The sequence below is a fragment of the Mesorhizobium sp. M0904 genome (genome assembly GCF_040319475.1).
In the GTDB taxonomy this organism is placed as follows: domain Bacteria; phylum Pseudomonadota; class Alphaproteobacteria; order Rhizobiales; family Rhizobiaceae; genus Mesorhizobium.
The window spans coordinates 90,375-117,110 of sequence record NZ_JAMYOC010000002.1 but is presented as its reverse complement, the minus strand read 5'-3'; the positions used below and the strand labels follow the sequence as shown (position 1 = coordinate 117,110).

General features: G+C 60.6%; 29 protein-coding genes and 1 pseudogene. 10 read left to right on the top strand and 20 right to left on the bottom strand.

Going from position 1 to position 26,736, the window contains the following annotated elements; all coding sequences use genetic code 11:
• The first annotated feature begins 107 nt into the window (after window positions 1–107).
• Window positions 108–647, top strand: a complete 540-nt coding sequence (locus tag NKH80_RS03075) for a hypothetical protein (RefSeq protein ID WP_352989558.1) — start codon at window positions 108–110, stop codon at window positions 645–647.
• A gap of 72 nt (window positions 648–719) precedes the next feature.
• On the opposite strand, the gene NKH80_RS03070 is transcribed toward NKH80_RS03075, so the two are convergent.
• From NKH80_RS03070 to msuE, 12 genes and pseudogenes are all read right to left on the bottom strand, one after another.
• On the bottom strand, window positions 720–4,118 hold the full coding sequence (locus NKH80_RS03070) for a TIR domain-containing protein (RefSeq protein WP_352989556.1): 3,399 nt from the start codon (window positions 4,116–4,118) through the stop codon (window positions 720–722).
• Window position 4,119: 1 nt separating this feature from the next.
• Window positions 4,120–5,727: an anti-phage dCTP deaminase gene (locus tag NKH80_RS03065; RefSeq protein ID WP_352900757.1), complete on the bottom strand. Its 1,608-nt coding sequence runs from the start codon at window positions 5,725–5,727 to the stop codon at window positions 4,120–4,122.
• A gap of 295 nt (window positions 5,728–6,022) precedes the next feature.
• Window positions 6,023–6,117: pseudogene (locus NKH80_RS03060) on the bottom strand (BA14K family protein); the annotation flags it as partial.
• A gap of 12 nt (window positions 6,118–6,129) precedes the next feature.
• Window positions 6,130–6,309, bottom strand: a complete 180-nt coding sequence (locus tag NKH80_RS03055) for a hypothetical protein (RefSeq protein ID WP_352989865.1) — start codon at window positions 6,307–6,309, stop codon at window positions 6,130–6,132.
• A gap of 9 nt (window positions 6,310–6,318) precedes the next feature.
• Entirely contained in the window at window positions 6,319–6,468 is a 150-nt protein-coding gene (locus NKH80_RS03050) for a hypothetical protein (protein ID WP_023677295.1), read from the bottom strand.
• A 3-nt stretch (window positions 6,469–6,471) separates the two neighbouring features.
• Complete coding sequence (locus tag NKH80_RS03045) at window positions 6,472–6,801, bottom strand: DUF2934 domain-containing protein (RefSeq protein WP_352989553.1); 330 nt, start codon at window positions 6,799–6,801, stop codon at window positions 6,472–6,474.
• Between the two features lie 116 nt (window positions 6,802–6,917).
• Complete coding sequence (locus tag NKH80_RS03040) at window positions 6,918–7,547, bottom strand: BA14K family protein (RefSeq protein ID WP_352989550.1); 630 nt, start codon at window positions 7,545–7,547, stop codon at window positions 6,918–6,920.
• 168 nt (window positions 7,548–7,715) lie between these two features.
• Window positions 7,716–8,486, bottom strand: coding sequence for an ABC transporter ATP-binding protein (locus tag NKH80_RS03035; protein WP_502900900.1), 771 nt, complete (start codon window positions 8,484–8,486; stop codon window positions 7,716–7,718).
• Window positions 8,487–8,518: 32 nt separating this feature from the next.
• Window positions 8,519–9,517 (bottom strand): ABC transporter substrate-binding protein, encoded by a 999-nt coding sequence (locus tag NKH80_RS03030; protein WP_352822725.1) that lies wholly within the window; start codon window positions 9,515–9,517, stop codon window positions 8,519–8,521.
• A 58-nt stretch (window positions 9,518–9,575) separates the two neighbouring features.
• On the bottom strand, window positions 9,576–10,424 hold the full coding sequence (locus NKH80_RS03025; protein ID WP_352989544.1) for an ABC transporter permease: 849 nt from the start codon (window positions 10,422–10,424) through the stop codon (window positions 9,576–9,578).
• 40 nt (window positions 10,425–10,464) lie between these two features.
• Window positions 10,465–11,829 (bottom strand): LLM class flavin-dependent oxidoreductase, encoded by a 1,365-nt coding sequence (locus tag NKH80_RS03020; RefSeq protein ID WP_352989541.1) that lies wholly within the window; start codon window positions 11,827–11,829, stop codon window positions 10,465–10,467.
• Between the two features lie 52 nt (window positions 11,830–11,881).
• Entirely contained in the window at window positions 11,882–12,439 is a 558-nt protein-coding gene (msuE, locus tag NKH80_RS03015; RefSeq protein WP_352507154.1) for an FMN reductase, read from the bottom strand.
• 307 nt (window positions 12,440–12,746) lie between these two features.
• On the opposite strand from msuE, the gene NKH80_RS03010 reads away from it, so the two are divergent.
• Window positions 12,747–12,956 (top strand): hypothetical protein, encoded by a 210-nt coding sequence (locus NKH80_RS03010; protein ID WP_352690328.1) that lies wholly within the window; start codon window positions 12,747–12,749, stop codon window positions 12,954–12,956.
• 32 nt (window positions 12,957–12,988) lie between these two features.
• Here NKH80_RS03010 and NKH80_RS03005 read toward each other — a convergent pair whose 3' ends face one another.
• The gene (locus tag NKH80_RS03005) at window positions 12,989–14,407 is read right to left on the bottom strand and encodes an Nramp family divalent metal transporter (RefSeq protein ID WP_352989537.1); all 1,419 of its coding nucleotides are present in this window, start codon (window positions 14,405–14,407) and stop codon (window positions 12,989–12,991) included.
• A 138-nt stretch (window positions 14,408–14,545) separates the two neighbouring features.
• Here NKH80_RS03005 and NKH80_RS03000 point away from each other — a divergent pair, with 138 nt between their 5' ends.
• Window positions 14,546–14,851: a hypothetical protein gene (locus tag NKH80_RS03000; protein WP_352507157.1), complete on the top strand. Its 306-nt coding sequence runs from the start codon at window positions 14,546–14,548 to the stop codon at window positions 14,849–14,851.
• 536 nt (window positions 14,852–15,387) lie between these two features.
• On the opposite strand, the gene NKH80_RS02995 is transcribed toward NKH80_RS03000, so the two are convergent.
• On the bottom strand, window positions 15,388–16,242 hold the full coding sequence (locus NKH80_RS02995; protein WP_352989534.1) for an aldo/keto reductase: 855 nt from the start codon (window positions 16,240–16,242) through the stop codon (window positions 15,388–15,390).
• A gap of 137 nt (window positions 16,243–16,379) precedes the next feature.
• On the opposite strand from NKH80_RS02995, the gene NKH80_RS02990 reads away from it, so the two are divergent.
• The 6 genes from NKH80_RS02990 (at window position 16,380) to NKH80_RS02965 (ending at window position 18,838) form a co-directional block, all read left to right on the top strand.
• Window positions 16,380–16,664, top strand: coding sequence for an ankyrin repeat domain-containing protein (locus NKH80_RS02990; RefSeq protein ID WP_352989531.1), 285 nt, complete (start codon window positions 16,380–16,382; stop codon window positions 16,662–16,664).
• On the top strand, window positions 16,658–17,107 hold the full coding sequence (locus NKH80_RS02985; protein WP_352989527.1) for an ankyrin repeat domain-containing protein: 450 nt from the start codon (window positions 16,658–16,660) through the stop codon (window positions 17,105–17,107). The genes NKH80_RS02990 and NKH80_RS02985 overlap by 7 nt, the downstream gene beginning before the upstream one ends.
• 143 nt (window positions 17,108–17,250) lie before the next feature.
• Entirely contained in the window at window positions 17,251–17,640 is a 390-nt protein-coding gene (locus NKH80_RS02980) for an ArsR/SmtB family transcription factor (RefSeq protein WP_352989830.1), read from the top strand.
• Window positions 17,637–18,170 carry an SRPBCC family protein gene (locus tag NKH80_RS02975; protein ID WP_352989524.1) on the top strand — a complete coding sequence of 178 codons (534 nt, stop codon included), beginning with the start codon at window positions 17,637–17,639 and terminating at the stop codon, window positions 18,168–18,170. The genes NKH80_RS02980 and NKH80_RS02975 overlap by 4 nt, the downstream gene beginning before the upstream one ends.
• Window positions 18,171–18,263: 93 nt before the next feature.
• Window positions 18,264–18,554: a dihydrofolate reductase family protein gene (locus tag NKH80_RS02970; protein ID WP_352989521.1), complete on the top strand. Its 291-nt coding sequence runs from the start codon at window positions 18,264–18,266 to the stop codon at window positions 18,552–18,554.
• Window positions 18,503–18,838: a dihydrofolate reductase family protein gene (locus NKH80_RS02965; protein ID WP_352989518.1), complete on the top strand. Its 336-nt coding sequence runs from the start codon at window positions 18,503–18,505 to the stop codon at window positions 18,836–18,838. The genes NKH80_RS02970 and NKH80_RS02965 overlap by 52 nt, the downstream gene beginning before the upstream one ends.
• Before the next feature lie 122 nt (window positions 18,839–18,960).
• Here the strand turns inward: NKH80_RS02965 and NKH80_RS02960 are convergent, their stop codons facing one another.
• From NKH80_RS02960 to NKH80_RS02935, 6 genes are all read right to left on the bottom strand, one after another.
• Complete coding sequence (locus tag NKH80_RS02960) at window positions 18,961–19,761, bottom strand: class I SAM-dependent methyltransferase (protein ID WP_352507161.1); 801 nt, start codon at window positions 19,759–19,761, stop codon at window positions 18,961–18,963.
• A 152-nt stretch (window positions 19,762–19,913) separates the two neighbouring features.
• Window positions 19,914–20,825, bottom strand: a complete 912-nt coding sequence (locus tag NKH80_RS02955; protein WP_352507162.1) for a DUF930 domain-containing protein — start codon at window positions 20,823–20,825, stop codon at window positions 19,914–19,916.
• A gap of 180 nt (window positions 20,826–21,005) precedes the next feature.
• Window positions 21,006–21,755 carry a glucose 1-dehydrogenase gene (locus NKH80_RS02950; RefSeq protein ID WP_352989515.1) on the bottom strand — a complete coding sequence of 250 codons (750 nt, stop codon included), beginning with the start codon at window positions 21,753–21,755 and terminating at the stop codon, window positions 21,006–21,008.
• Between the two features lie 48 nt (window positions 21,756–21,803).
• Window positions 21,804–22,808, bottom strand: coding sequence for a sugar-binding protein (locus NKH80_RS02945; protein WP_352705642.1), 1,005 nt, complete (start codon window positions 22,806–22,808; stop codon window positions 21,804–21,806).
• A gap of 53 nt (window positions 22,809–22,861) precedes the next feature.
• Window positions 22,862–23,923: an ABC transporter permease gene (locus NKH80_RS02940; RefSeq protein ID WP_254819719.1), complete on the bottom strand. Its 1,062-nt coding sequence runs from the start codon at window positions 23,921–23,923 to the stop codon at window positions 22,862–22,864.
• A 55-nt stretch (window positions 23,924–23,978) separates the two neighbouring features.
• Window positions 23,979–24,719 carry an ATP-binding cassette domain-containing protein gene (locus NKH80_RS02935; RefSeq protein ID WP_254819718.1) on the bottom strand — a complete coding sequence of 247 codons (741 nt, stop codon included), beginning with the start codon at window positions 24,717–24,719 and terminating at the stop codon, window positions 23,979–23,981.
• A 453-nt stretch (window positions 24,720–25,172) separates the two neighbouring features.
• Here NKH80_RS02935 and NKH80_RS02930 point away from each other — a divergent pair, with 453 nt between their 5' ends.
• A complete protein-coding gene (locus tag NKH80_RS02930) occupies window positions 25,173–26,609 on the top strand; it encodes a coiled-coil domain-containing protein (protein WP_502900904.1) in 1,437 nt (478 codons plus the stop codon).
• Window positions 26,610–26,736: the final 127 nt, after the last annotated feature.

Genomic DNA, 26,736 nt, shown 5'->3' with positions numbered 1-26,736 from the left:
CTGGATGGGCGGACGAGGCCTCGCGGCGAGAGCCGGCGAGCATGTTGCACAAATCCGTGATGGCTGGGGAGCTGGCTGCAGCCTGACTGGATGGTCGCAGCGCTGAGATGGCAGGCACTGCGCGCAGAACAGCCGCATCACCTAGTGCCGAGATGAAAAGACAGGCGATCTGTGGCAAAGTCCGCTTCATGGAAATCGATGAGATTCTCGGCCGTTTTGAAAAAGGGCTTGGGCTGTTCTTGGACGAACAAGCACAGCTGCTAGAACTTGACGTCAACGAACGCGCTATCGGCACGGTACTCGCGCATCTCTATCTACGACCACTTTTTCCGGATCACCGCGTTGACGCCGAGTACAATCGCGTAGGGCTTGATGGCAGCGCGAAGCGACTGAACCTTCCGGCTGAATGCGGTGGTGAAAATAAACGCGTCTTTCCTGACATTGTGGTGCACAGGCGGGGAGCTAATGAGGAGAATATACTTGTCGTTGAAATAAAGATGACGACGAACACGCAGGCCCGCCGATGCGATCTAGTCAAACTGGAAGCGTTTCGCGAACAACTGCACTATCAGGTCGGCGTATTTATCGATCTCCCTGCCGGTAAGGACGTGGGTAAGAAAGACGTCGCCTTCACATGGTTCAGGTAACAAGCCTGTTGGTTCAGGCAACAAGGCTGTTTTAACCTCAATGTGCAGGCACTTGGACACCCAATTCTATTGCTAGATGTAGTGCCTAAACGGAAGCGGAGGAACCTCCCGGTCGCCCGTCGCCATGAGGACATCACCAATAGCGTCGGCAAAGCGCATCGTGACGGGATATCCATCCGCAAAAACCGCGGTGTTAAAGTTCATTTTCGTTAGGGTCATTATATCGCGAAGAACCGTATCCAAGGGGACTTTCGATTGTCCGCATAGTTCCACCCTTAACGGATTGGGTGTCTCCCTTCCCTGATATGTGTTCAAAGCATTGACGAAGCCAGAGGTCCATATCAAACCAACCCTGTTAGTAAGTTTTTGATACGTTCCACGCCGAACCGGTAGGTCCCCGCTTCCAAAGAGCTTGTAATCGTTTGTTCGAGTTATTCGGACCCCGGTAATCTCCGACTTTCCTGCACATGCATCTGCAAAGCCGTTCAGCTCTTGGTCGGAAAAGCGGGTCCGCCCGTGAACAAAAATCTCTCTGGGAACGATACTGTGGATCGACTTGAACGCCTCAATCACCTTCGACATGAGCGTTTCGGCCGCAAACGAGGTTAGGTGAAACTGTTTCGTATCCGGAGAGTACCAAGGTCCTGGTGTTCCTTTGAAAACTATGCCTTCCCCAGAATCCAAAAATAGCTGAGCACCGCAACACGCATGCCGTTTATCCCCGAGTTCATCGTGTTTGAAGATCAGTCCGACGTAGCAAACGCCAGGCCTAGCGGTTGCAACCCGCCAAGGCCTCCCGCCAGCCTTAAAGAAGCTCGCTGTTCCAATGTTCCAAGCGACGTCCGATGGGGACTGCATCCGCCTTGTGAGTGAAGCCGTATTTGACTTCTGATCCACGTCTTCGTCGTCTTCCTCTGGTACGCCATCGATCGGATTCAATGACTGTTGGATCGACGACTCTCGAAATATCTGAGTGACAGATCCGCTTTTAAGAAGTCGCGATTTTAGTTGATGATGGAAATCGGCGTGATGCTCATAAATCTTCGCAGCCTGATTGTCCTCATCGAACAATGATGGTGCAACGCTGCTAAACCGGCGCGCGACTTTCTTGTTAACTGCCGATACGGGGGCGATAGAAATTGCACTCGGAACATGCGCATTTGGTCGACCATATAGATAGACCTCGTCTGGGATAACCACGAACCATATGTCGACGAGAGGATCGTCCTCTCGCGTTGCCTTCTCGATTCCGGCAACGAAGATATCCACGGCCTTGTACACGGCCTGATGACGATCCCTGATTCGGATGGTGTTCAACAAGTCGTTGCGAGAAATTGCTAAAGCGATCGCGGCCGATGGTGGCCATTGGGCTGCAAAAGCGGCTCCAAATCCCGGGAACGCGACTTCTCCCTTTGCGAGTTGCTCCGCTCTTAGCTGTACGGGTTTCTTGAACTTCGCACACCATTGCCGAAAGAGATCAAGGCCCTCGCTAGTCCCGACCACGCCGATCCGAATTTCCTTAGGATTCCGGTCAAACTTTACTGGACCAAATAGCGCTAGCCCCTTGCGAGGATCGAGCACCTTTTGGTCGAAGCCGACGTCAATCGGCGGCTCGTCGATCAGACCAATCATAGATGACAAACCAACGTCAGTAGATGTCAGCTTGCCAGTGACGACTATGCGTTCTGACGGAGAGACAGGAAGATCCCAAGTTTCGTTCCCGTCCGCAAGGAAATGCAAAATGGCCATCAGAAGATCGCGCCAACGGTCATTCCACCAATTTCTGCAGAAGCTTCGGCGAAGCGAGTGCTGTTTACTAATAGAATCAATGGGCCGCACGCCGTCCTCGGTAAAGATAACGTGCGGCTTCAAACGGAGCGAGTGATCTCCAATAACGACTTTCGCCTCTATCCCGAAGTGCCAATAGACTTTCTTTTTTTTGCTCGATCCCACTAAACTACGCTGCCTAGTCTTGCTGTTCGCGTCACGGAGTGAGACACGGTTGTTTGGGTTGAAGCCATTGCTAGGAAACCAACAAAGGTTGTTGTTGGCGAGAACGTAGGGCAAGAGGCCCTTCCGCCGACATGCCTCGTCCCAGGCAGAGCGAGTGAGTGACGTCAGGGCACGGGACAGATCGTGAGGATTGTCTCGTAAGATCTGGCCGATTTCCCTTGCAAGAACTGCTGACGTCACTATCTCGCCAGAGCGTGAAATTGAACCACGCAGCTTCGTTGCCTCTTCGATTTCGTGCAGGGTCGCGAATGAGAATGCCCCCCCAGGCCCGGAGGCCAAAGCGACGAACTCTGGCCCTTGAGTTGATGAGCCCAAGCGCGGGGCGTTATATTTTCTGAGGGCCTTAGGCCACGCCGAAATTCGAATTTGGTTGTGTATCAGCCTGTCCCATTGGGCTGGATTGGGACTCTGACCACGCTCCCCGAATGTTTCAGTCAGACGTCCCAAGTCGCTGGGTACACTTGCAAGGCTTCTTGGCACGTCTGCTGCCTCGAGAGCCGCAAAGATATCCCGGAGGGCAACGTTGAGGTCTCCACTTCCATCGATAATGTTCTTTCGAGCGATGTTTGCCCGAATGTCGCCAAAGGGCAGGTCATCAATGCGCACGGGGATGACAAAGCCATCCAACTTCATGCGTCTCTCCACCGAAACCGCGATATTAATCTCGTCGAGGACACCGGGCTTCTGGTGACCCTTCTCGGAAAGAAGGACGACGACCCTAGCTGCCCGATGTCGAATAATGTCCTCAATCGTGTCCCAGAAAAGCTCGCCGCCCACCAACCGAGTTATGTCAGTCCAAACCTTGTAACCCAGCAGGACAAGTCTGCTGGCGAACCATCGAGCTATATCGTTGTCTTGTGGATTGGCGTGACTAATAAATACGATGTCCCGCTTATGTTCACTGTGCAAAACCTCCTTTGATATTTGCCAGATGGCAATTCGCCAGCCTCGAGAATCTTGCGCCGGCAACTCGATCGCCACTGCTTCGATAAAAGGCTCCGTCATGTGTTCGGGATCGAGGAAAAAGAGAGCGGGGCCACTCAAACTAGTCGGCCTCACAACAAGATTCTCCATGATGTTTGGTATGAGGAGGCGAGGATTGAAGGCCGTATCGCGCGGTGACTTCGCGCCAAGGTATCCGGCAACGTCGAAGTACGTAATGCCCAGATTCTCAAACAGTGAAAAAACCGCCCTCCTAGACAGCTTTCCTTTGGTAAAATCGGGCACCTGCCGGAGATCAAAAATGTATCTCGGCCTAGCCTCGTGAAGCAGATTCAGAAGAGTCGATGGCTCCATCTCGGAAACTTCAATGAAGCCGAGCGTTTGTCCGTCCGCATCGGAGAATAGGGAATGTTGGCTGCCCGTTCCGTCCCAACTCGGCGTTCGAGATTGCGGCGCCGGCCGATCCGTCGGCTCGACGAGCCGCAGGTACGGTAGCTCTCTTCGCTCTGCGGTCAATCTAAAAGCCCTTCGTAAGCGTTACCTCAAACTCGGCATAACTGGATTTGGAGATGTCATAGGGTGATCCCCATTCGGGCGGTGAAATTTGCATTGATCCTGTAAACTTGTCCTTGAGTTCTCGGTCCTTCTGAAAGGCTCGCCGATACATCCGCGGGGCTACGCCTGTGAAGGGTCGAAAGAGCACTTTGCCACCGCCCTCGCTTGGCGGCTCCCACTTCCCATCAGCATTGTCATTTTGAATCGAATCGCTGTGGAGACTGAATGCCTTGCTCTTCGGATAGGGCTCAATGAACTGAACCTCGTCAACGCCTGCAGATACAATGTGCCGAGCGCAATAGTGGCAAGGGAATGTTGTAACGAACAGGCGGCAACCGACTGTGCTCGCTCCTTTTCTGCCCGCTGCCAGCAGTGCATCCATTTCGGCGTGTACCGCCCGACTAAATTCGAGCAACTCGCCTATCCGACCGGAGCGCAACCTCTGGACCACCGAAGCTTTGTCGCTTTCATTCTTCATTTCTTTAGCAATGTCTTCAAATATTGCCCCCGCTATCGCCTGCTGCTCACGAGTATTACTGCAATATTTATTTCCCATGAAGCATCGGTCATCAACCGATTCGTTGCCAAAATTTTCGCCGTAAACACCTCCGCCAGCCTTTGGGACCTCATTTGATCCAGTTGCGACCACGTTGCCTTTTGCGTCAAGCAAAGCCGCACCCACTTGCCGAGAAAGGCAAGCGCTTCGCATCGCAGCACCAGATGCCTCGAACATGGCGGTTTCATCGATTTTAGGTCGCTCGATTTCATCATGGCTGACGAGCTTAATTAGGCGCGTTAGACCAGCCACGATATCCCAATGCGGATTAGCCTTCCGGTGGTCTTTGTCGAGATATCGGGCTGCGGTGTTGTCCAGAAAGTAATCAGAGAGATGGAATGCGTCGGACACACGTTGCCCATGTTTCTGTCCGGCGTTGGCATCGCGATCCATAAATGCCTCCGCTGCATCGAGGCCAGCGTCACGATACTTCTGGCTTAGCCGTTCCTTCCTCACTGTTTGCTCACAGACAACCCCCACCAGCACAAAGCCATCACCATAGAGATGGCGAAGCAAATTAACTTCAGCAGGATGCCGGATCGAGTCTACGATGAACGCTCTGGGATTTCCGTCGGGAATGACCGGTTCATTGTCGATAGGAGTGACGCCTTGGAATTCAGCTCGACGCGTTCTGATCTCTACGATCGCTCCCCGTGCTACCGCAGCGTGGTCTCGTTTCGTTTCCCGCATCTTGTCGCCGAGGTCTTGAAATCGTTCGACTTCGGCAATGGTGAAGTGGCCAGATCCAGGATATGATTCGCCTTGGCTGTCCGCCCAGCTCTCGATGACTTTTCTGGCCTTTACAATTTCGCATTGATACTTCTTCCCATTGCGATCTTGGCCCAGCAGAACGCTTTTAAGCGTTTCCGCAATGGTACTTGTACCGGAGCCGACGTGCCCGACTATCCCAAAGACGAGTTCTTGAGATGCATACTGTCTGGCAAGCTCTTCCGAACCTAAAGCGTCACTTGCAATGTCCGCAGTCGGACGAGCCTTTATCGCAGCTTTCCCCATGACTTCCCCCCAACAAAGCGCATAAGCACACTATTGCCCATTACTCGACAACGACGAATCCCAGCCCACGCGTCAAGCGACAATACTACATTGTTTCCAGAATAGTCGGGATTATTTCGAAATCTCCCGTGCGCCCTCACCCCACCATCCTGCCCACGACTCCGCCAGGTGCTGCCCTCCCGCGCCTCAACACAGGTGGCCCCGCGGCATTTTCTCTCCGCCGTCCGGGAGGTCGAGCACATAGATGGGATTGCAGATGCCCGGCACGCGCGCACAAGGCGCCGCTCAGCCCTGCCTACTCGCACTGCCTGCGCGGGCCGCCGGAGTAAGGCTGATAGCTGTTGTCTTCCGGCCGGTAGGAGCGGTAGGGCTGGAGCAATATTGCCGGTGGTGGGGCGAAAGCTAGGCGGCGCCGGCTTCCTGCGACGGAACGTAGCCATCCATTGGCAACGTGTCGCTCGCCTCGACATAGCTGGCGCCATCGTCGGGAGGCTGTGCGGCGCAGTCGGCAGCGCCGGCATCGGAATAGGAATTCAGGTTCCGCCAGGCATGCCGCGCGACTGGCTGGCGGGCACCGGCCACCAACGCCCCTCAATGCCTCTTGAAATATTGCACCTCCCGTTCGTGCTTCTCGGCGGCCTCGCGGGTATCGAAGGTGCCGAGATTGCGGCGCTTGCCGGTCTTTTCGTCCTTCTTGCGCGAATAGAGGCGGTATTTTCCGTCTTTGAGTTTTCTGATCATCTGTCACTCCCCGAGCCGCTGCTTCCCCTTGAGGTTGCGCGAGGCTTGTTCGATCGCCGCCCTGTCGTTGCCCAGCCTGTCGATCAGCTCCTGCGCCTGTTCGCCCGATATGCCGGTGCGCACCGCCAGGGCCTCCACCGTCAAGACGTCGGAGCTTGCGACATCGCGGGTTTCCGGCAGGGCATCGCCTGCCGTCAGTGGCAGGGCTGCCTCCCTGTCGATCTCGGCCTCGGCCCGGTGCCAGTGCCGCTCGGGATCGCCATGGATCCCGCCTTCGCGTTCCCAGATCTGGTATGCGCGCTCACGAATCTTGTCGTCCCGGTCGTCGCCCATGTTGATTTCTCCTTTGGGTATCGGATGAACGCCGCGCCAACCCGAACGATCCAAGAAATCTGCGTGATCGTTGGTCGCACAAGGCGCCATGCACTGCGGCCGCCGGCCCGCCCCCGCTACTCGCACTGCCTCCGCGGCCCCCCAGAATACGGCTGATAGCTATTGTCTTCCGGTCGGTACGAGCGGTAGCGGCCGAAGCAGTATTGCACGTGATCGGATGAGAGCTCGGCGTCGCCGGTTTCGTCCGGCCGCGGGTAGCCCTCCACCGACGACGTATCGCTCGCCTCGACGTAGCTGCCGTCATCGGTGATGTCGAGATAGGGCGAGATGCAGGGGCGCTGTTGTCCGCTGTAGGAGGTGTAGCGGTTGTCGCCTGGCCGGTAGGAGCGGTAGCGGCTGGTACACCATTCGACATGAGCGGCGGGCAGCGCCCGCTGCTCTTCCACCGCCGGCTTGATGGAGCCGGTGGTGTCGGGTGTCGAAGCTGCGGCGGTGTCGGCGGGTCTCGCGGTGCGATCAGCTTCCGAGGTGCGAACGGGAACCGGGCGGGCCGGGAGGCGCTCGAGGCGCTGCGAGGCCGGGTTTACCGGGCGCGGATCCTTGGCCCACAGTTCGGCGACGCTGGAGGCCGGGGCGGCCGGCCGCACCGGCTTGGCTATCAATAGCCAGGTGGCGAAGGCGAGACCGCTGGCGAATACGGCGAGCGTCAGGACGAAGCCGCCAAAGATTGCGAACAAAGCTTTCATGCCGCGCTCCTTTGCCTCCCGGTTAAGGAAATGCGGGGGCGGGGAATCCGGTTCCAGGAAAGAGCGCGGGGCAGGGGCACTCAAAGGAAGGCCTTCTCCGTCTCGGCTTCGCCGAGACACCTCTCCCCGCTTCGCGGGGCGAGGAATCCAAGCCCTCTTAGGCGGCTTTCAGTGCAGGCCGAACTCGCGCAGCAGTTCTTCGCGGTAGCGTACGAAGCGGCTTTCGCTGCGCTCGCGCGGGCGGGGCAGGTCGATGTCGATCAGCCGCGCCGCGCCGCCTTTCTCCCTGGGCAGGATCAGCACCCTGTCGGCGAGGTAGATCGCTTCCTCGAGGTCGTGCGTCACCATTACCATGGTGACGTTCTCCTCGCTCCAGATGCGCGCCAGTTCCTCCTGCATGCCGATCTTGGTCATCGCGTCGAGCGCGCCTAGCGGCTCGTCAAGCAGCAGGATTTTGGGCTGCACGGTCAGGGCGCGGGCGATACCGACGCGCTGCGCCATGCCGCCCGACAGCTGCCTTGGAAACGCATCGCCGAATTCGGCGAGGCCGACGAGCGCGATGTAGAAGCGCGCCCGTTCCTCGGCCTCAGCCTTCGGCACGCCGCGCACTTCGAGGCCGAAGGCGACGTTGCCGAGCACCGTCAGCCAGGGCAGCAGGCGCGGTTCCTGGAAAATCACCGCGCGCTCGGCGCCGACGCCGTGCACCGGCTTGCCGTCGATGGCGACGCCGCCGCTGTCGGCCGCCTCCAGTCCGGCCAGGATGCGCAGCAGCGTTGTCTTGCCCGATCCGCTGGCGCCGACGATGACCAGGCATTCACCCGAGCGGATGTCGAGATTGAGGGTCCTCAGCACGGCAAGCGAACGCCCGCCGATGCTGAACGATTTGGACAGGTCGCGTATGCTGACCTCACCGCCGCTTGTGCCGCTCATCGCGCTCATCTCCCAGCTGATTGCCTTGCCGGTTGGCCTTGTCAGTTGGTCTTGGTTTCGCCGGGCCGGTAGAGGATATCTGCTGCCTTCAGCTTACCCTTTGGCAGGCGGCCGTCGCGCTCGAGCACGCTGACCCAGAAGTCGATGTCGCGGTCCGTCGCCTTGGCCCCCTGGCGCAGCCCGAAGCCGGTCCAGTAGCGCGCCAGCTCGCCGTTCTCGCCGCGCTTGTCGAGGATGTTTGCCAGCACCTTGCGCGCTTCGTCGGGGTTCTGCAGGGACCAGTCGGAGGCGCGCGCCGACTGCTCGACGAAATTGCGGGCGGCGTCGGGATGCGCGGCGATGAAGTCGCGCCTGAGCACGACGAAGCCGCCGGCCAGCTCGCCCAGCACGTCGGTGTCGTTGAACACGCCGCGCACGCCGCCATTGTCGACCAGCGCCCCGGCAAACGTCGCCTGCCAGTATCCGAGCGCCGCGATGTCGACCTGGCGGGAGCGCAAGGTCTGCTCGAGCTGCGGTCCGGGTACGACAACGAGATTGGCGGCGTCCGGAGACAGGCCGACGCTGTGCAGCGCCTCGCGCACGGTGTAGTCGAGATGGGCGCCGAGCGTGTTGACGGCGATGGTCTTGCCGGCAATGTCGGCGATCGATTTGATCGGGCTGTCGTCGAGCACGTAGAAGACGCTGCGCACCTTGCTGTTGATGCCGTTGCTCGGATAGACGGCGACGAAGTCGTTGCCGCCGGAGATCGAATTGATCACGGCGGCGGTTGCGGCCGAGCCGATATCGACGCTGCCGGAGGCGAGCGCAAACAATGATTCCGGGCCGCCGCCGGAATAGCCGACATTCTCGATCTCGATACCGAGGCCTTTGAAATAGCCGAGCTCGCCGGCCAGCTCATGCGGAGAGATGCTGCCGCGGCTGGCGAGGGAGCGGAACTTGACGGGTGCGGCTTCGGCAAAGGCGAAGCGCGGCAGGCCGGCGGCGAGAAGGCCGGCGGCGAAGGGCGCGCCGGCAAGCAGGGAACGACGGGTGATTTTCATGGTCCGGGTCTTTCCTGATTTGAGTTCTGGCCTGGTTGAGACTGGTAAAGGCGGGTGGTCAGTCGACGGCATTGCTCCAGCGGCAGAGCCGCCGCTGCAGGCTGACCAACGCCTGGTTGGCGATCAGGCCGAGGCTGGCGAGGATGATGATTGCCGCAAACATCAGCGGGATCTGGAAGTTGTACTGCGCGTTCATCACCTGGAAGCCGATGCCCTTGTTGGCGCCGATCATTTCGGACGCGATCAACAGCAGCAGCGCCGTGGTGGCGCTGAGCCTCAGCCCAACGAAGATCGAGGGCACGGCGCCGGGCAGCACGACGCGACGGAAGACGGTGAGCTGCCTGGCACCATAGACGCGCGCCATCTCCAGCAGTTTCGGATCGACTTGCTTGACGCCGCCGATGGTGTTGAGCAGCAGCGGAAACAGCGTCGCCCAGAAGATGACGAACACCTTGGAGGCTTCGCCGAGCCCAAGCAGCAGGATGAACACCGGATAGAGCGCCAGCGCCGAGGTCTGGCGGAAGACCTGCAGGATGGGATCGAGCGCGGTCTCGACCGCGCGCACCTGGCCCATGAACAGGCCAAGCGGGATGGCGACCAGCACGGCGGCCGCGAAGGCGAGACCGGCGCGCTGCAGGCTGATGGCGATGTCGCCGAGCAGAGTGCCGCCGGCCAGTCCCTTCCAAAGTGCCGCGACAATCATGTCGATCGGCGGCAGCACGGCCGCGTTGACCCAGCCGGCGCTGCTCGACACTTGCCACATTGCGAGGAAAGCGATGAGGACGCCGTAGCGCGACAGGAAGCGAATTCCCGCCCGGCCGCCGAGGCGCAGGAAATCCGTGCCGAGGCTTGTCGTGCTGTCACGCGTGCCGAGGCTGGCGGCCTGTCCGATGTGCTGCAAGGTCATCGTCGTGCCTCTCGCTTCGAGGGTAGTGGGCTTCGTGGAATTATTCGGCGGCCAGCACGGCCGAGCGCGCGGCGGTCCACGGGTTTTCCGGCCGCCTGAGGCCGAGGTTCTCGCGCAGGGTCCTGCCTTCATAGGCGGTGCGGAACAGGCCGCGGCGCTGCAGTTCGGGGATCACCAGCTCGACGAAGTCGTCGAGCCCGCCGGGCAGCCAGGGCGGCAGGATGTTGAAGCCGTCGGCGGCTTCGTTGCCGAACCATTCCTCCAGCTGGTCGGCGACCTGCGTGGCGCTGCCGATGACGGTGTAATGGCCGCGGGCCGTCGCCACCCATTGATAGAGCTGGCGGATGGTGAAGTTGTGCTCGTCGGCAATCTGGCGGATCAGCGCCTGGCGGCTCTTCATGCCTTCGGTTTCCTTGCTTGGCGGCAGCGGGCCGTCGAGCGGATAGCCCCTGATGTCGAGCGTCTGGCCGGCCAGCCCGTTGAGCAGGGCGACGCCGTCTTCGGGCAGGATGAGATCGTTCAGCTGCTGGTATTTGGCGCGCGCTTCTTCTTCGGTGCGGCCGACGAAGGGCGCTACACCCGGCATGATCAGCACCTGCTCGGGATCGCGGCCGGCGGCCGTCACACGTGTTTTGATGTCGCGATAGAATTCCTGCGCCGACGCCAGGTTCTGATGGGCGGTGAAGATGACTTCCGCCGATTGGGCGGCGAGCTTGCGACCGTCTTCGGATTGTCCCGCCTGCACCACCACCGGGTGCCCCTGCACCGGGCGCGGCACATTGAGCGGACCCTTGACGCTGAAATGCGCGCCCTTGTGGTCGATGTCGTGGAGCTTGTCCTTGTCGTAGAAGCGCCCCGATTTCTTGTCGCGGATGAAGGCGTCGTCCTCCCAGCTGTCCCACAGCGCCTTGACCGTCTCGACGTGCTCATGCGCGCGGGCATAGCGCTCGGCATGGGCAGGCTGCGTATCGCGATTGAAATTGCGCGCGGTTTCGTCGCCGGCCGAGGTCACGACATTCCAGCCGGCGCGGCCATTCGACAGATGATCGAGCGAGGCAAATTTGCGGGCGAGCGTGTAGGGCTCCTCGTAGGTGGTCGAGGCGGTGGCGATGAAGCCGAGATGCGTGGTGAGCGGCGCCAGCGCTGCAAACAGCGTGACCGGCTCGAAGCCGGCGATCTTGGCGTTGCCGCCTTCGCGGGCGCCGAGGCCGACCGTCAGATTGTCGGCGAGGAAATAGGCATCGAACAGGCCGCGCTCGGCGGTCAGGGCAAGCTGCTTGTGGAACTCGAAATTGGTGGCGCCGTCGGCCGGTGCGTCGGGATGGCGCCAGGCGGCGATATGCTGTCCGCCGCCGGGAAGGAAAGCGCCAAGTTTGATTTGCCTGGATTTGGTGGATCTGGTCATCGCGGCGTGCTCCTGGGTGGATCGGGGAGTGGATCTCGGGTCAGTGGTGCGTTCAGGCGGCAAGGCCGACGCCGTAGGGCACCCCGGTCACCCGGCATGCCTCGGCGACCGCTTGCCGGGTGCGGGCGTGGATGGCTTCCGACACCAGCACGCCATTGGCAAAATCCTTCTCGGAGGCGTAGATCGCGGTCGGCACGGTCAGCGCCTCGAAGAAGCCGAACAATGGCCGCAGCTGGTGCTCGACGATCAGCGAATGGCGTTCGCCGCCGCCGGTCGCGGCAAGGATGACCGGCTTGCCCCTCAGCGATGACGGGTCGAGCAGGTCGAAGAAGTGCTTGAAAAGCCCGGTATAGCTGCCTTTGAAGGTCGGCGAGCCGGCCACCAGGATGTCGGCGCCCAGCAGCCGTTCGACGATGTTGCGCGCCGCCGGGTCGAGGTCGCCGAGGCGCCTTGCCTGCGGCAGGGACGCGCCGAGATCCTCGATGTCGAAGACGGCTGCGGCCGCGCCGATGCTTTCGGCGGCCTGCCCGACAATGTGGCTGATGAACGCCTTGGTCTTCGATGGCCGGGTCAAATTGCCCGACAGCCCCACCACGAGCTTTTTCGACATTCCTGGCTCCCTGTCCAAATGATCTATGTTAGTCTAGAGAGTTTGTAGAATTAAAAGAGCGAGAAAATTTCAAAGGTAGCGCATTGAGCGAACGGAGTTTGCGGAACACCGGCCGTAGTTGGTTCATTCAATGCGGCGTACTGCGCCGGCGCAAGCGCATCGACCAGCGGCGCAAAGGCCTGCCAGCACCTTGTCCCTCGGGCTGCGGTGAATCAGGCCAATTTGATTCAAATCCGGCTGTGGATATTTGCTTTTGGGTAAATCGAGGCGGTCATCTTGCCGGCCGGCGGGCAACAGGGAGAAGCCGATGACAAGCGACTTTGCCGCCGCACACCTCCATCTTGAACGAGCCAGCCATTATTTGAGCGGCGAGGACGAGACGAGCCGCACGGCTCGTGCGGCTGTGGATCTTCTGATCGATTCAATTGTCGCGGTGCAATACAAACGGCCGATGGGCGACGTAGTGGAATTTCCAGGACCGGCAAAGCTGGGACAATCCGTAAGCGGGACGGGTTAGCTCAACTGGCGGCGTCCCTTTGTCCTGCCTGATCACATGAACCAGGTTGCCACCAGGCCGATCGTCGCCGAGAAGATGGCGGCGGTCGTTGCCCAACCGAGTATGTTGGTGCTGCGGCTGTTCACCTGGTCGCCCATGATCCTGCGGCTGTTCGTCATCAGCATGATGAGCAGCAGCAAGGGCGGCGTCGAGAAGCCCTGAACTATGCCGGACCAGACCAGCGCCTTCATCGGATTGAAGCCGAGGAAGTTGAGGCCGGCGGCGATTGCCGTAAAAAATCCGATGGCGAGATAAAATTTGGGCGCCTCTCGAGCCCGGGCGTGCAGGCTGTTTTTCCAGCCGATGGCTTGTGCCACGTCATAGGCAGCGCCGGTAGTCATGACAGGAACCGCTAGGAAACCGACGCCGATCACGCCTGCGGCGAACAGGACGCTTGCGGCCTGGCCGGCTAGCGGGCGCAGCGCCTCCGCCGCTTGCGCTGCCGTGTCGATATCGTGGTGGCCCGCCTTGTAGAGCGTAGCACCCGTCGACAGGATAATGAAATACATGATGAGATTTGAAAACATCATGCCGATGAGGATGTCCCGGCGAGAGCGACGGAGTTCGCTGTCGGTAGCGCCCTTCCTTTGCCTGAGCGTCGTTCGCCCCTGGGCAATCTCCTCCTCGACCTCCTCATTGGACTGCCACGTGTAGAGATAGGCGGACAGCGTCGTGCCGATGATGGCGACCAGGATCGACAGGAACTCACGGTTGAATTCGATCCGCGGAAGCAGCGTTCCGCGCAGTACGGCCGCGGCGTCCGGCTTGGCCAGGATGGCGGCACCGACATAGGCGAGCAGCGCCAACGCCAGCCACCGAAAGATGTTGCGGATCAAAGTATAGGAGCCGAAGACCTGGAGGGCGAAGATAATGGCGGCGACGAACAGCACGATCAGCGGGATGGGAAGTGGTACGAACATGTTGATCGCGGCCGCCATTCCACCAAGATCCGCCGCTGCCTCGATGGTGTTGCCGACGAGCACACCCAACAGCACCGACCAGAGCAGCCACCGCGGATAGAAGTCCTTGATGACGTGGAACAATCCGCGCCCGGATACCTGACCAAGCTTCGACGACAGGTAGACGACCGCATACATCATCGGCAACGTCACCGGAGCCGTCCAAAGCAGGTCGGGTCCGAAGCGGGCGCCGGCGCTGGCATAGGTGCCTATCGCAGAACAATCGTCGTCGGCTGCCCCGGTTATCAGGCCGAGGCCGAGCGCTCGGCCTATGCCGCCATTCCTCTCCTCCGGTGAGTTGGAACGGTCAGAACCGGCCTGCCTCATTGCGATCGGACCGGGTTGGGATGGAAGGGCGTGGGCACGGCCTTCCATGCCACGATCGTAAGGATCGGTCGCGCCGCTGATCTCATTTTGCTTCCTCAACAACTTTGCCCAAACCCGGCGCGCCATGACTTGTTCCGTGGCCTGGCGGAGCAGAGGCTTGCCCCAGATCCTTCCCTCCGGGGGGTAAGCCTGAAAGTTCGGGTTGACCGCTTCTGAAGGCGAAGCGACTATCCGTGCGAGGTGAATTCCGCAGGAGGAAATACGATGGACGAGCCCGATCGGTGGCGCCACATGTCGAGTGCGCCAAGGGACGGCAGCAGAATCCTTGTCACGGTTCGGCCATCCGAACAGGGGCCGGCCGAAGTCGACATGGCTTTCTGGGCCCGGGCCGATCAGTTCGGCAGCGAAGGCTGGAGGGCTTCCGACTCTTCTCCGGGACGCATCGTCGAATATGCCGAACCGGAGCTGAAGTGCTGGATGCCGCTGCCGTCGGCCAATCTGAGCAAGGGTTCGATGCCGAGCCCCTGGGAGGAGGATGATGTCCCGCTGCTGGATGGCTCGGGGATCTGAGGTGAGCTGTCGCGGTCGCTACAGGACCGCGTTGGGCCCGAAGCTGCCGATCTCCCCCCTCGTGGGGGAGATGTCCGGCAGGACAGAGGGGGGCGCCGTAGAACGCCGACCTCGATCGCCAAAGAGCGTTGACAATGCCTCACACGCCATTGCCTCCACGACACCGCGCAAATGCCAAATCGATGCCCAAGGCCAGCACATTGGCATTGTGACTGGGCTCGCCGCTGCATCCTGAATGGGTGGCCAAAGCGCGAGTTCCGTGAGCGACGGATGGGCAGCAGAACCCTGGCAAGACCGGCGGGACAGCGCCCCCCTTGTAACTTGGAAACGACCACTTCTCTGTCCTGCCGGACATCTCCCCCACGAGGGGGGAGATTGGCTCTCATCTCGGCTTTTCGCTAGTCTCCAACGTTGCAAGAACGGCGCTCCCGTTGAAGCTGCCAATCTCCCCCGGGGGGAGATGCCAAGTGGTGCCAAAGAGGGCAGGACACAGGGGTCGCAAAGGAATGCCAACGCCGCGGTGATGCCCGCCTTCGTCAGAACAGGAATGCAGCGGTAGCGGGGTTCGGGCCGGTGCGGCCGTCGGGCGAATCCATGCCCCGAATTAGCTCGAGGTCCTTCGCTTCCAGCTCGAAATCGAAGACATCGAAATTGGCGGCGATGCGGTCCTGGTGGATCGACTTTGGAATGACGATCAAGCCTTCCTGAAGATGCCACCGGACGATCGTCTGCGCCACCGACTTGCCGTGTTTCCTGGCGATGCTTTCAAGCGTCGGATCGCTCAACAGCCGGCCGCTGCCCAGCGGGCTCCAGCTCTCGATGCGGATGTTGTGCCTGTCGTGGAATTCACGTTTGTCACGCTGCTGGAAGCGGGGGTGGAGCTCGATCTGGTTGACGGTCGGCGTGACGCCGGTCTCGCCGATGATCCGTTCGAGATGGTCCTGGTTGAAGTTCGAAACGCCGATCGACTTGATGCGGCCTGATTGCCTGAGTTCGATCAGCGTCTTCCAGGCCTCGACATATCTGTCCTGGCTGGGTACCGGCCAATGGATCAGGAACAGGTCGATCTGTTCGATGCCGAGCTTGCTCATCGTCCCGTCGAAGGCGCGCAAGGCGGCGTCGCGCTGATGGGCGCCGTTGCGCAGTTTCGAGGTGATGAACAACTCGCTTCTCGGCACGCCGGCCGAGCGGATCGCCTGCCCGACACCTTCTTCGTTCTGATAGCCTTCGGCGGTGTCGATCAGCCTGTAGCCGGCCTCGATTCCCCAGCGCACTACCTTGGCGGTGATGGCTGGATCGACCTGCCACACGCCGAGGCCGATTTGCGGAATGGCGGAGCCGTCGTTCAATCTGATTTGTTCAGGTCTTTTCAGGGTAATCTGTTCAGGCATGTTCAGGTCCTTCTGCATCGTTCCGCCCGGCGCAGGCTCTATCTAGTCTGAATGGCCGCCAAAGCCAGTCGATATCAGGAGAATGTGAGGAGACGGACGTGAAGCGCTGATCTTCCGCTTCGGGCCGACAGCTCTCTGTGACCCACGGACTCCAGGGAACTCCATTCAGGACGATCCCGCTGTCGCGGATTTCTGTGGTATTCTGTGGATTATTCGAGGAGGCGACTGCGTTGACCAACAGCTTGGAAGCCGAAGGAGCAAGAGACTGGTCGCCCCTGCTGGTCGCGGCAGAACAAGGCGATGCGGATGCGGTTCGATCGGAATTGGCGGCTGGCGCCGACATCAATCAGTCGGACGACGGCGGCTGGTCTGCACTTCACCTTTCAGCCCTCATGACCGCACAGCGGTGGTCGAGGTGCTGATCGAAGACCCGGAAATCGATGTGAATGCCAGAAACAAGTGGAAGAGCACGCCCTTGAGCCTTGCGTCGGCTAAGGGACATTACGCGTGTATCTCAGGCCTCGTGAGACACCCCCAAATAGAGATCAACGCGCGAGCTGACTACTACGGCAGAACGGCTCTTATCGAGGCGGCGAAGAACGGGCATCTCGAAGTCGTCAAGTTGCTCGTGGAGAATGGCGCGGAAGTAAATCTGACCGACAAGACGGGGAGAAACAACGCGCTCATCGAGGCTATCAAAGGGCGGCACTACGAGATCGCGGAATACCTGCTGGATTCTGGGAAAGTGAGCTTTATCAACAAAGAGATAAGGCTAAACGCCCTGATCTGGGCTGGCAGCTGCCACAACCCTCAGCTTATCGAAAAGCTGGAAGCCGCGATCCACAGTTTCTTCGAGGGCAAGTAAGGGCCTCGCCCTGACGGTCGCGGGGCCGTCCGTATCTCCCGTCACGTCGACGCGCTCGATGGCGCAAACGGCACCGCGGCGCTTCACATAATTATTCAACCAAATGGTTGACTATCTCAAAGCATGCATCTATATTCAACTACATGGTTGAATTACAAACACCTCAGATGGATGCGGTTTTTCACGCCCTTGGCGACGCCACGCGCCGGCACATGCTTCGCGATCTCGCCGATGGCGAGAAAACGGTAAGCCAGCTGGCGGAACCCTTCGCGATGTCGCTCGCGGCGGCCTCCAAGCACATCAAGGCGCTGGAGAACGCAGGGCTTATTCGTCGAGAGGTGAGGGGCCGCACGCATCTGTGCCGACTAGCCCCCGGACCGCTGGCCAGCGCCCATCAGTGGCTCAGCTTCTACGAGCGCTTCTGGACAGGTCGTCTCGATGTCCTCGAACGCCTTCTTCGCGAAGAGGACGCACGCAAAGCCCAGGATGAGCCCAGGAAATCGCCCAATCCGAAAGAAGGAGACGAGCAATGAACCAGATGAGAAGCATCGACGCCTATGGCGCGCTAAGCGAGCCCGCCACGTTCACTATCCAACGCCTTTTGCCCGGACCCATCGAGCGCGTCTGGGCCTATCTCACCGAGAGTGACCTGCGCCGGCAGTGGATGGCAGCGGGGCAGATGGAAATGAAGGCGGGCAGCTCGTTCGAATTGGTCTGGCGTAACGACGAGCTGACCGACCCGCCTGGCGAACGCCCCGCGAGCTTTCCCGAAGAGCATCGGATGGACGGCCGGATCACCGAACTCGATCCGCCGCGCAAGCTTTCCATCACCTGGGGAAATACCGGCGGCGTCTCCTTCTTGCTGGAGGCGAAGGGTAGCGATGTGCTGCTCACCGTCGTCCATCGCCGCCTGCCGGAACGTGCAATCCAGCTCAACATCACGGCCGGCTGGCACATACACCTCGACCTGCTGGCCGCCCGCCTGGCTGGCAAGACGCCGACCTCGTTCTGGGACGGCTGGAGCCGCCTGCGGGAAGAATACGATCGCCGCCTGCCGGCCTGATGTAACTCGCGGCGTCCATCCCTGAGGTCGCCGCCAGCAACACGAAGCAACGATGAAACGTGCTTGCATCCCGCAAGCCTGATGGAGGAAGTCATGCGCAAATTGATCGCTGGGATGAAAATCTCCGTCGACGGCAAGATGGAGGGGCCCGAGGGTTACGCCGATTGGGTCGACGCGTGGTCGGACGAATATGGCCTGACGCCGCAAATCGACGCCTGCCTGCTTGGCAGCGTCATGTATGCCGGCTACGAGCGCTACTGGAGCGCCATCCAGAACGAGCCCGACAAGCCGCTGCCGATGACCGGCAAATTGCCGAAGCCGGCCGAGCTCGAATGGCCCGATTCGCCGCGCAGACCCCGCATTATGTGCTGTCGAACACAATGACTTCGGCCGCCTGGCCAAAGACGCGCTTCGTGCGGAATTTCGAGGATATCGCTGCGCTTAAACAGAAGCCCGGCAAAGACATCTATCTTATGGGCGGCGCCCGAATTACCGCGAGCCTTATCGATGCCGGGCTGGTCGATGAGCTCAGGCTGATCGTCTATCCGCTGCTCGCCGGTGAAGGAAAGGCGCTGTTTGGGACGGCGAAAAATCGTCGTGGGCTCGAACTGCGCAAAGTGGAGCAGCTTTCGGACGGCCGCGTCAGGCTGGTCTACGGGATCGGCTAATGCAGCCACCCTTGGCGGATCTAGCGGGGCCGAAGCGGAGGCCGTCCCGTCAACAGCGGGACAAGCCGGCGCGAGGAGAGCGATGCTTCCTATGCGAAGAATGCATCCCGGCTGCCGGCCGGTCAGGCAACGATACCGCGGCAGGCCCAGGCGACATTCGCAAAGGATCTCGGGCCGTCGGGCCGGCCGGCCTCATAGGCGTCGCGCATGGCGGCGTCGACGCGCGCCCGCTCTTCTGGATCGAGCGTGGCCACATACTTGCCGAGCGGCCCTTCGCCGGCGGCTATCGGCGCCCAGTAATCGTCGAAGTTTTGATAGTCCATGCGGATCATCAGCTCGGTCTCCGTAACGTCGCGGAGACCCTGCTCGACAAAGGTCCGTTTCATTTCACCCGGCTGCATCATCGGCTGCGTGCAATAGCGGGCGCGCAGCTGGCGTCCGCCTTCGCTGAGCACCGCCACCGTGTCGATCATCATGCGCATCCCCGGCATGCCGCCGAGATGGTCCCATACCGTCGCCGCGACCACGCCGCCCGGCCGCACGACGCGGCGCATCTCGGCGACTGCCTTGCCGGCTTCGGGCACGAAATGGAGCACGAGCAGGGCCAGGGCACGGTCGAACGCGCCGTCCTCAAAGGGCAGGGCGCAGGCATCCGCCTGACGGATTTTTATCCGCGGATCGGAGTTGCGCCGGATTGCCTCCTCGACAAAAACGCCTGAAAAGTCGATCGCGGCGACCTCACGGAGGTCAGCGGCCTTGACGAGCGCGAAGGTCAGGCTGCCGGTGCCGCAACCGACGTCGAGGATCTTTTCGCCGTCTTTAAGGCCCGCAAAGTCGATGAACAGCGGCGCGAGCCTTTGGCTCCAGCGGCCCATGAGCTGCTCATAGCCGGCAGCATGGTGAACATTGAAACTTGAAGTCATCGAAGCCTCCTCCCAAAGCCGTATGCTAGACTTCGGCGGCCACTGACGAAAGCCATTTTTGGCGCGTGTTGGTTCGGTCACCCGGGCCGCGCGAAGACATCGCCAGCCGGATTTGATGGCGCCGGACAGCCAGCCTCCGTGGCCTTGACCACCTAATTGGCGGGCAACCCGCGGCGCTTCCATTCACTGCGCGGCACCGGATTTCCAACACGGAAGGCGAACGACACGACTTTCGTTGCGTCCGGATCGACCTCACAACGAAAGCTCAGATCGTACCACTGCCCGTTTGCGGGGAACGGCGCACTGGCGACGTTCATGACCGTGCCGGCCTTCAGCCGATACTCAAGCAAGCTGTCTGGGAAATAGGGGGGCGACGCGTGCACCAATTGCTGTGCGAGCTCCGTGTTGCAGAGCTGACCGATTCGTACGGCGCGCGGCACGTTTTTCATGGCGGTTGTCGCGATCGGATCATCGGTTGCTGCTTGCGAGAACAATCTTTTCGCTTCTTCAAGCTTCAACGGCTTTTGCACGTTAGCGACATCCGCTGGCTTGGGCTTCGGCGGCTGTGATGCGCCAGGCGGCGGAGCCTGGTCGTTCCCGTCGACCGCAGTCACGGCAGGTGGCTGTGCAAGATCCTGGTTATTGGGATCTTGCGGCGCTGGCGGTTGTTCCGAACCATCCTCCGCACTGTTGCCGTCCAGAGACTTGCGCGGACCGGCGTCCTTCTCACCGAATTGGAAGACAGGTCTCTGCGCGGCGACCTCACGGCTCGCCGTCGGCTCGACCTTTGCTTCCGGCGGCTTTTCCGTCTTGGGCGGTTCAGCGGGGGACGGAGGTTTGGTTTTTTCCGGCGGTTTGGGCGGCGGCACGATATCCACCGCAATGGCCTGCTCCTTCCCTGGCTGCGAGAGCGTTGCCGGCAGTCCGAACAACAAAAACGCGACGATCAGCAGATGCAGGGCAATCGAAGTGGGCAAGGCCCACCCGAATACCCGGCGCTGATCCCGTATGTCGTTTCTCATCGTGGCCGGTGTGTGGAATGAAATATTGGCGGCATCAAGCATCGATGCCGCCAGACGTCGAATAACCCGCTGCGAATCGAAAGTCGGCGGCTGCAATACGGCGCGTCATCCAATCGTGTGGCGTCTGCGTCCGCGCAGGGGGACCGGGCCAGCAGCACATGCAGCAAGTCGTTTCAGGCGGCTAGCAGGCACGCCCTGTCGGCACGGTGTCGCCGGTTGAAATCACAGGGAAACCGATAGCCCGCCGTCAACGGCCAGCACGTGCCCGTTGACGTAAGCGGCAGCGTCGGAGGCGAGAAACACCACGGCTCCGCCGAGTTCCTCAGGCTGGGCCCAGCGGCCCGCGGGGGTTCGTGCCTCGACCCATGTGGTGAAGGCCTCGTCGTGCATAAGTGCGGTGTTGAGCTCGGTGGCGAAATAGCCTGGGGCGATCGCGTTGACGGTGATGCCGTGGCGGCCCAGCTCAGCGGCAGTTGAGCGTGTCAGCCCATGTAGCCCCGCCTTTGCCGCCACATAGGCGTGAATGGTGGGACGGCCAAGGATCGCTGCGACCGATCCGGTGTTTATTATGCGCCCGAACTTGTTTGGCAGCATCAGGCGCACCGCGTCGCGCATCATGCGGAAGCAAGCCGACAGATTGACGGCAACCACGTGGTTGAAATCCTCGTCCTGCCATTCGACCAGCGGTTTACGATGCTGGATGCCGGCGTTGTTGACCAGAATGTCGAGGCGCCCGTGGCGTTCGACGATTCCTTCGAGCGACGCCCTTGAGATCGCCGCGTCGGTGACATCGAACGGCAGGGCTTCTGCACCGATCCTGTCCGCCGCGGCGGAAAGGGCGGCCACGTCGCGGGCATTGACGACCACCGTCGCGCCGTTCTCCGCAAGTGCCTTGGCCATGGCAAAACCAAGACCACGCGAGGCACCCGTGACCAATGCGACACGGCCCTTGAGCGAGAACAATTCCGGCATTGAGATCCCCTATGGAAAAGGGCGGGAGTTTCCTCCCGCCCAAAAGCACTATTTGGCGACGCAGGTGTCGGCTGTCTCCGGAGTGCAGACATCGAGGCCCGTGTAGGTCGGGTCGGCCGGCGGAGCCTTGCCGTCCTTCATGTCCTTCAGCGCCATCATCGTCTTGTAGCCCATCTCGAACGGCCGCTGGCCGACCTGGCCAAGCGAGAAACCTTCCTTCATCTGGTCGATCTGTACCGGAAGCGTGTCGGCGACGACAAGGGCCAGGGCCTTCGAGGCGATCTTGTCCTTGTACGGTGCGACGGCGGCGCGGTTGGCATCAGGGATGAACTGCGGGAAGCCACCGGTTGGGACAAACGCGTCGAGGTTCGGGTTTTTCGCCATGATATCCTCGAACTGTTGCACCGAAAGCGGGAAATCATCGTTGGTGTAGAGCGGACAGCCTTCAATTTCGGTCCAGCCGTTCTGGCCTGTCAGCCGATCTCCGGGCGAGGCCGCCGATTTGGTGCCCGAAAGCGTATCGCGAATGCCCTGCATGCGCTCGTTGTGGTTGGCCGCCGCGGCGCCGCCGGACTGGATGCAGATCGTGCCGCCTTTGGGCTTGATCTGCATGACAAGCTTGGCGAGGTTCACGCCGATCTCGTAATTGTGGGTGCCGATGTAGGCAACGCGCAGATCCTTGTTTTCGGGCAGGAGATCGGAGTCCCAGGTGAGAACCGGGATACCGGCCTCCTTGGCGGCCTGCAGCGCAACCGCCATCGCCGCGGCGTTCGAAGGCGACACGGCGATGCCGTCCACCTTCTTGGCCACGAGGTCCTGCACGATCTGCACCTGCTCGTCGCCGCCGCCATGTTCGCCGGGACCGATATACATGCACTCCACAGCGCCTTTGGATTCGGCCTCGGCCTTCTTGCAGCCGTCGCGTGCCTGGTCGAAGAAAGGATTGTTCATGTTCTTCGGCACCAGGGCGAAGGTGTATTTCGCCTGGGCGCCGGAAACGGCGAGCACCATTGCGCCAAGCGCGACGGCGGCCGTGAGCAGATGTTTTTTCATGTGACGTTCTCCTCCTTGGTGTGATGTCCCGCAAGCCTCCCGCCGGCGGGTTTCTAGCGGCGTTTTTTGGGCATCAAGACTGCCAGCGACGCGGCGAGAATCGATTTGCCGCCGGTTTGCATGCCCAAGAGAACCGCAAGAACGATGAAGGCGCCGACGAAGGCACCCTGCCAGTTTGAATCGATGCCGGCCATCAGCAGCGCGTTCCTGATCACCTCGAGGAAGGCGGAACCGATGATCGCACCGAAGGCCGTGCCGGCGCCGCCCATGAGGCTGGCGCCGCCAATGACTGTCGCGGCGATAACGCGCAGCTCATAGCCTTGGCCCATGGCATTGATGGCCGAGCCGTTATAGCCGAGGAGCAGGAGCGAGGCGAGCGCGGCGGTGAAAGCCGAGAAGACATAGGCCTGGAATTTGATCCAGTTGACCGGAACGCCGGTGAGCCGTGCCGCCTCCTCATTGCCGCCGATGGCGAAGAGATGCCGGGCCCAGGCAGTGAAGTTAAACACGAAGCCGACAATCAGGGCCAGGATCACCATGGTCCAGAATTGTGACGACAGTTCTGGTATCCAATGCGGTGCCCAGTCGTCCAGACCATGCCGCGGCCATTTCCACTGGCCGATTGCCTTTACGATCGGGGCATCGGGCCCGAACTGGTAGAGCATCTGGTTGGCCGAGAATACGACCGCCAGCGAGCGCGCGACGGACAGCATGCCGAGGGTGACCACAAAGGACGGCATCCCGACATAGGCGACAAAGAATCCATTGACCGCGCCACACGCCAGACCGGAGAAAAGGCCCATGGCGAAGGCGACGTACCAGGGATAATGCCAGGTGAGGAACAGGCCGGCGACGATGACCACGAGACCCATGACGGAGCCGACCGACAGATCTATACCGCCGGTGATGATGACGATCGTCATGCCAAGTGCCATGATGCCGAAAGGTGCGAAATTGCGCGTCACATTGGCGACGTTTTCAGAGGTGCCGAAGCTCGGCTCCATCGCAGTCATCAACATGACGAGCGCGATGAGCGCGATCGTCACCCAGAAGGGCTGACTTGAAATCACACGTTGGAGAACTGTTTTTTCCTTGGTCGGAACGAAATCCGACATGACCGGCCGGCCATGTTCTTCGACTGAGCCCTGAACGCCAACTGACTCCTGAACACTATTCGCCACGGATGGCCCCCGTTATCAGTCCAGTGATTTCCTCGGGCGACGTTTTGTCGGCTGGCTTGTCGGCAACTTTCGAGCCCCGCCTGAGGACGATAATACGATCTGCCACGGCGAACACATCAGGCATTCGGTGACTGATCAGCATGACGCCGACTCCTTGTGCTTTGAGGCGCCGGATCAGTTCGAGTACTTCCGCCACCTGGCGCACTGAGATGGCGGCCGTTGGTTCGTCCATCAGCACCAGCTTGGCATTTGAAAGTCGGGTCCGCGCGATGGCGACCGCCTGGCGCTGCCCACCCGACATCTTTCTGACGAGGTCGCGCGGCCGGGTTTCCGATTTGAGTTCCTTGAACAGCGCAGCCGAGCGATCGATCATCGCCTGCTTGTCAAGAATCCTGATCGGCCAGAAGCCTTTCTTGATCTCGCGCCCCAGAAAGACGTTCTGCGCGGCTGTCAAGTTATCGGCGAGCGCCAGGTCCTGATAAACAACTTCGATCCCTTTGGCGCGGGCCTGCACAGGCTGGTGGAAGTGGCACACCTCGCCCTCGACTACGATTTCGCCGTCGCTCGGAGGAAAATTCCCGGCCACGGTCTTGACTATCGTCGACTTGCCGGCGCCGTTATCCCCCATGAGACCAACGACTTCGCCTCGCTCCACCTGGAAGCTGACGTCGGTCAGGGCCTGGATAGCCCCGAAATTCTTGGAGACGTGGCGAACCTCAAGCACCGGCATCGCGGTCCTCCCGGGACAACATTTTGTCGGTCTTGTCCCTGGTCTATTCACAGCAGCTAATCAGCGAAACGTATTCAACACAATCATTTATTAGGTCAGGCCTCTCGGCAGTGACACGCGTCGTCTTAGGCCGTGACCTTGTGGCTGCTGCAGAACACCGAGGCGCTCGGCCGGTCCTTAAGACAATTACCAGGCGATTCTCAGGCTTGCGCCGCTTGATATTCGTTTCGGGTGAAATGAGTGGCATTTTGCGAGCGGTGCCAACGCCTCGGGTATGGAGCGCCGCAGAACACGGCTTTACGTCATTCAAACACACGAGGACAGTGGCCAAGCCTGTCCCTAGCCTGCGTCGGCCAGAGCGCACGTCAGGAGATGACCCCCGTATTCGGGGAGGCGAGGTCAAGTGTTGAAAGTCCGCTCCTTAACGGCGCTGCACGAGAGGGATATTCGGTCATGAATTTCAAAGGTTTGATCAAGCGTGCCGAGACTGTGGAGAGAGCGTTCAAGGAGCTCGAAACCGATTTGGCGGATGCGTTTAGCGAATGTCTCAACGTGGACGATCAGCCGCCGCTGAACGACGTCACTGTGCCGGATGATGAGACGGTATCGGATGAGAATCTCGGGGCAACGGATGACAGCTCGCAGATCGAGGCCAATGCGGACGCCTTCGAGACCGCACGACGGCTGTCCCCCCATACGCAAACCCGGCTGGCTGCCTTAAGCGCGGTCGATGGGCTCTTTCACGACGCGCAGGAGTATCTGGGGGAGATCAATGCGAAACTGTCGGAGATCGCGACCTCGCATCATCTGACGGGCGAATTTCTAAAACTGCTCCACGGCGACATTCTTCGCGCCAACGAATTGGAGCTGGCAAATACCGGCCTGACCGCGCAGCAAAGGGTGCTGTCCGAACAGCTCCACGATGCAACCAGAAAGCAGCGCGAGCGCGACAGCGCTATCGAGGCCCTGCAGCAGCACGAGGCGAGCCTGGTCGAGGACAAGGAAGCACTTCGCGGCGCGCTGGCTGCGGCAAGGCTGGAACTCGTCGTGGCAGGCAATGCGAGCGCAAAACGCGAGGCCGAGTTCGGCGAGCTTGTCAAAACACTCTCGGCCAGAGCCGTCGAGGCCAACAGACGCTCGCGCGAGAACGAAATGCTGCGGGAGAAACATGTCAGCCTGTCGATCGACCTCGACAAGGCGCTGAAACGGGAGGCCGAGGCCCGGCACAGGCTGGACGAACTCTCGACTGTCCATGCCAATGATGCCGCGCAGCTTTCGGAACTGCTGGCCGCGCTTGGCAAGAGCGAGAAAGAGGAGATGCGGCTGCAGAAATCGCTCGATATGGCGCAGGCGAAGCTATCGGAAATAACGGAAGCAGCCCGGCTCAGGGACGGTGACAGGGAAGCCGAGCTTGCACGCAGTGTCGCGGAGATGACCGGCCTGCGTTCTGAAATCGAGGACCTTCGATCGCGGCTGGAGGCCGCCTCCAACCAGAACAGCGAAGCCGCCAGCGAGATCGCCATGCTCAAGGCCCAGGCGAGCGACGCGGTGGCCGAAAGGCAAATTGTCGAGCAAAAATTGTCTGCTCTCATGAAAGAGAGCGAAAACGACAAGATGAACCTTTCCGCAATCAGCGCAAATTTTTCGCAGCTTTCTCTGCAACAGGCATCCGAACAGATACAGTTCGACGTCCAGAGGCAGGAATGCGAGGATCTGCGAGCCGAAGTCGCGTCGCTTCAAGCCCGGGTCAAGGAACTGTTGCCCTATGAGCGGCTCCACAAGGTCACCAACGCCAGACCGCGTGAAGACGGCGTGGTCGAGATCACCGCCGCGGTGGTGGAGAAGGCCCGCGCCGGCAGGCGGCGCCTCCGCCTGCGCGCTGCATCCTAGCTCAGGCGCGGCTGTCTGAATTTCGACTGGTGTGATGCGGACGTCCGTCAATGGATGGCGGGTCGAGCGTGAGGCTGGCCTTCCCTGCGTCGGCCTGCAATAGTGCACGCCGGTGAAGCGGAGGGGC

Coding starts and splice junctions, on each gene's coding strand:
- NKH80_RS03075 (WP_352989558.1), top strand. CDS start 108: ATGGCAGGCACTGCGCGCAGAACAGCCGCATCACCTAGTGCCGAGATG.
- NKH80_RS03065 (WP_352900757.1), bottom strand. CDS start 5,727: ATGGGGAAAGCTGCGATAAAGGCTCGTCCGACTGCGGACATTGCAAGT.
- NKH80_RS03050 (WP_023677295.1), bottom strand. CDS start 6,468: ATGATCAGAAAACTCAAAGACGGAAAATACCGCCTCTATTCGCGCAAG.
- NKH80_RS03045 (WP_352989553.1), bottom strand. CDS start 6,801: ATGGGCGACGACCGGGACGACAAGATTCGTGAGCGCGCATACCAGATC.
- NKH80_RS03040 (WP_352989550.1), bottom strand. CDS start 7,547: ATGAAAGCTTTGTTCGCAATCTTTGGCGGCTTCGTCCTGACGCTCGCC.
- NKH80_RS03035 (WP_502900900.1), bottom strand. CDS start 8,486: ATGAGCGCGATGAGCGGCACAAGCGGCGGTGAGGTCAGCATACGCGAC.
- NKH80_RS03030 (WP_352822725.1), bottom strand. CDS start 9,517: ATGAAAATCACCCGTCGTTCCCTGCTTGCCGGCGCGCCCTTCGCCGCC.
- NKH80_RS03025 (WP_352989544.1), bottom strand. CDS start 10,424: ATGACCTTGCAGCACATCGGACAGGCCGCCAGCCTCGGCACGCGTGAC.
- NKH80_RS03020 (WP_352989541.1), bottom strand. CDS start 11,829: ATGACCAGATCCACCAAATCCAGGCAAATCAAACTTGGCGCTTTCCTT.
- msuE (WP_352507154.1), bottom strand. CDS start 12,439: ATGTCGAAAAAGCTCGTGGTGGGGCTGTCGGGCAATTTGACCCGGCCA.
- NKH80_RS03010 (WP_352690328.1), top strand. CDS start 12,747: ATGACAAGCGACTTTGCCGCCGCACACCTCCATCTTGAACGAGCCAGC.
- NKH80_RS03005 (WP_352989537.1), bottom strand. CDS start 14,407: ATGGCGCGCCGGGTTTGGGCAAAGTTGTTGAGGAAGCAAAATGAGATC.
- NKH80_RS03000 (WP_352507157.1), top strand. CDS start 14,546: ATGGACGAGCCCGATCGGTGGCGCCACATGTCGAGTGCGCCAAGGGAC.
- NKH80_RS02995 (WP_352989534.1), bottom strand. CDS start 16,242: ATGCCTGAACAGATTACCCTGAAAAGACCTGAACAAATCAGATTGAAC.
- NKH80_RS02980 (WP_352989830.1), top strand. CDS start 17,251: ATGGTTGAATTACAAACACCTCAGATGGATGCGGTTTTTCACGCCCTT.
- NKH80_RS02975 (WP_352989524.1), top strand. CDS start 17,637: ATGAACCAGATGAGAAGCATCGACGCCTATGGCGCGCTAAGCGAGCCC.
- NKH80_RS02970 (WP_352989521.1), top strand. CDS start 18,264: ATGCGCAAATTGATCGCTGGGATGAAAATCTCCGTCGACGGCAAGATG.
- NKH80_RS02965 (WP_352989518.1), top strand. CDS start 18,503: ATGGCCCGATTCGCCGCGCAGACCCCGCATTATGTGCTGTCGAACACA.
- NKH80_RS02960 (WP_352507161.1), bottom strand. CDS start 19,761: ATGACTTCAAGTTTCAATGTTCACCATGCTGCCGGCTATGAGCAGCTC.
- NKH80_RS02955 (WP_352507162.1), bottom strand. CDS start 20,825: ATGCTTGATGCCGCCAATATTTCATTCCACACACCGGCCACGATGAGA.
- NKH80_RS02950 (WP_352989515.1), bottom strand. CDS start 21,755: ATGCCGGAATTGTTCTCGCTCAAGGGCCGTGTCGCATTGGTCACGGGT.
- NKH80_RS02945 (WP_352705642.1), bottom strand. CDS start 22,808: ATGAAAAAACATCTGCTCACGGCCGCCGTCGCGCTTGGCGCAATGGTG.
- NKH80_RS02940 (WP_254819719.1), bottom strand. CDS start 23,923: ATGTCGGATTTCGTTCCGACCAAGGAAAAAACAGTTCTCCAACGTGTG.
- NKH80_RS02935 (WP_254819718.1), bottom strand. CDS start 24,719: ATGCCGGTGCTTGAGGTTCGCCACGTCTCCAAGAATTTCGGGGCTATC.
- NKH80_RS02930 (WP_502900904.1), top strand. CDS start 25,173: ATGAATTTCAAAGGTTTGATCAAGCGTGCCGAGACTGTGGAGAGAGCG.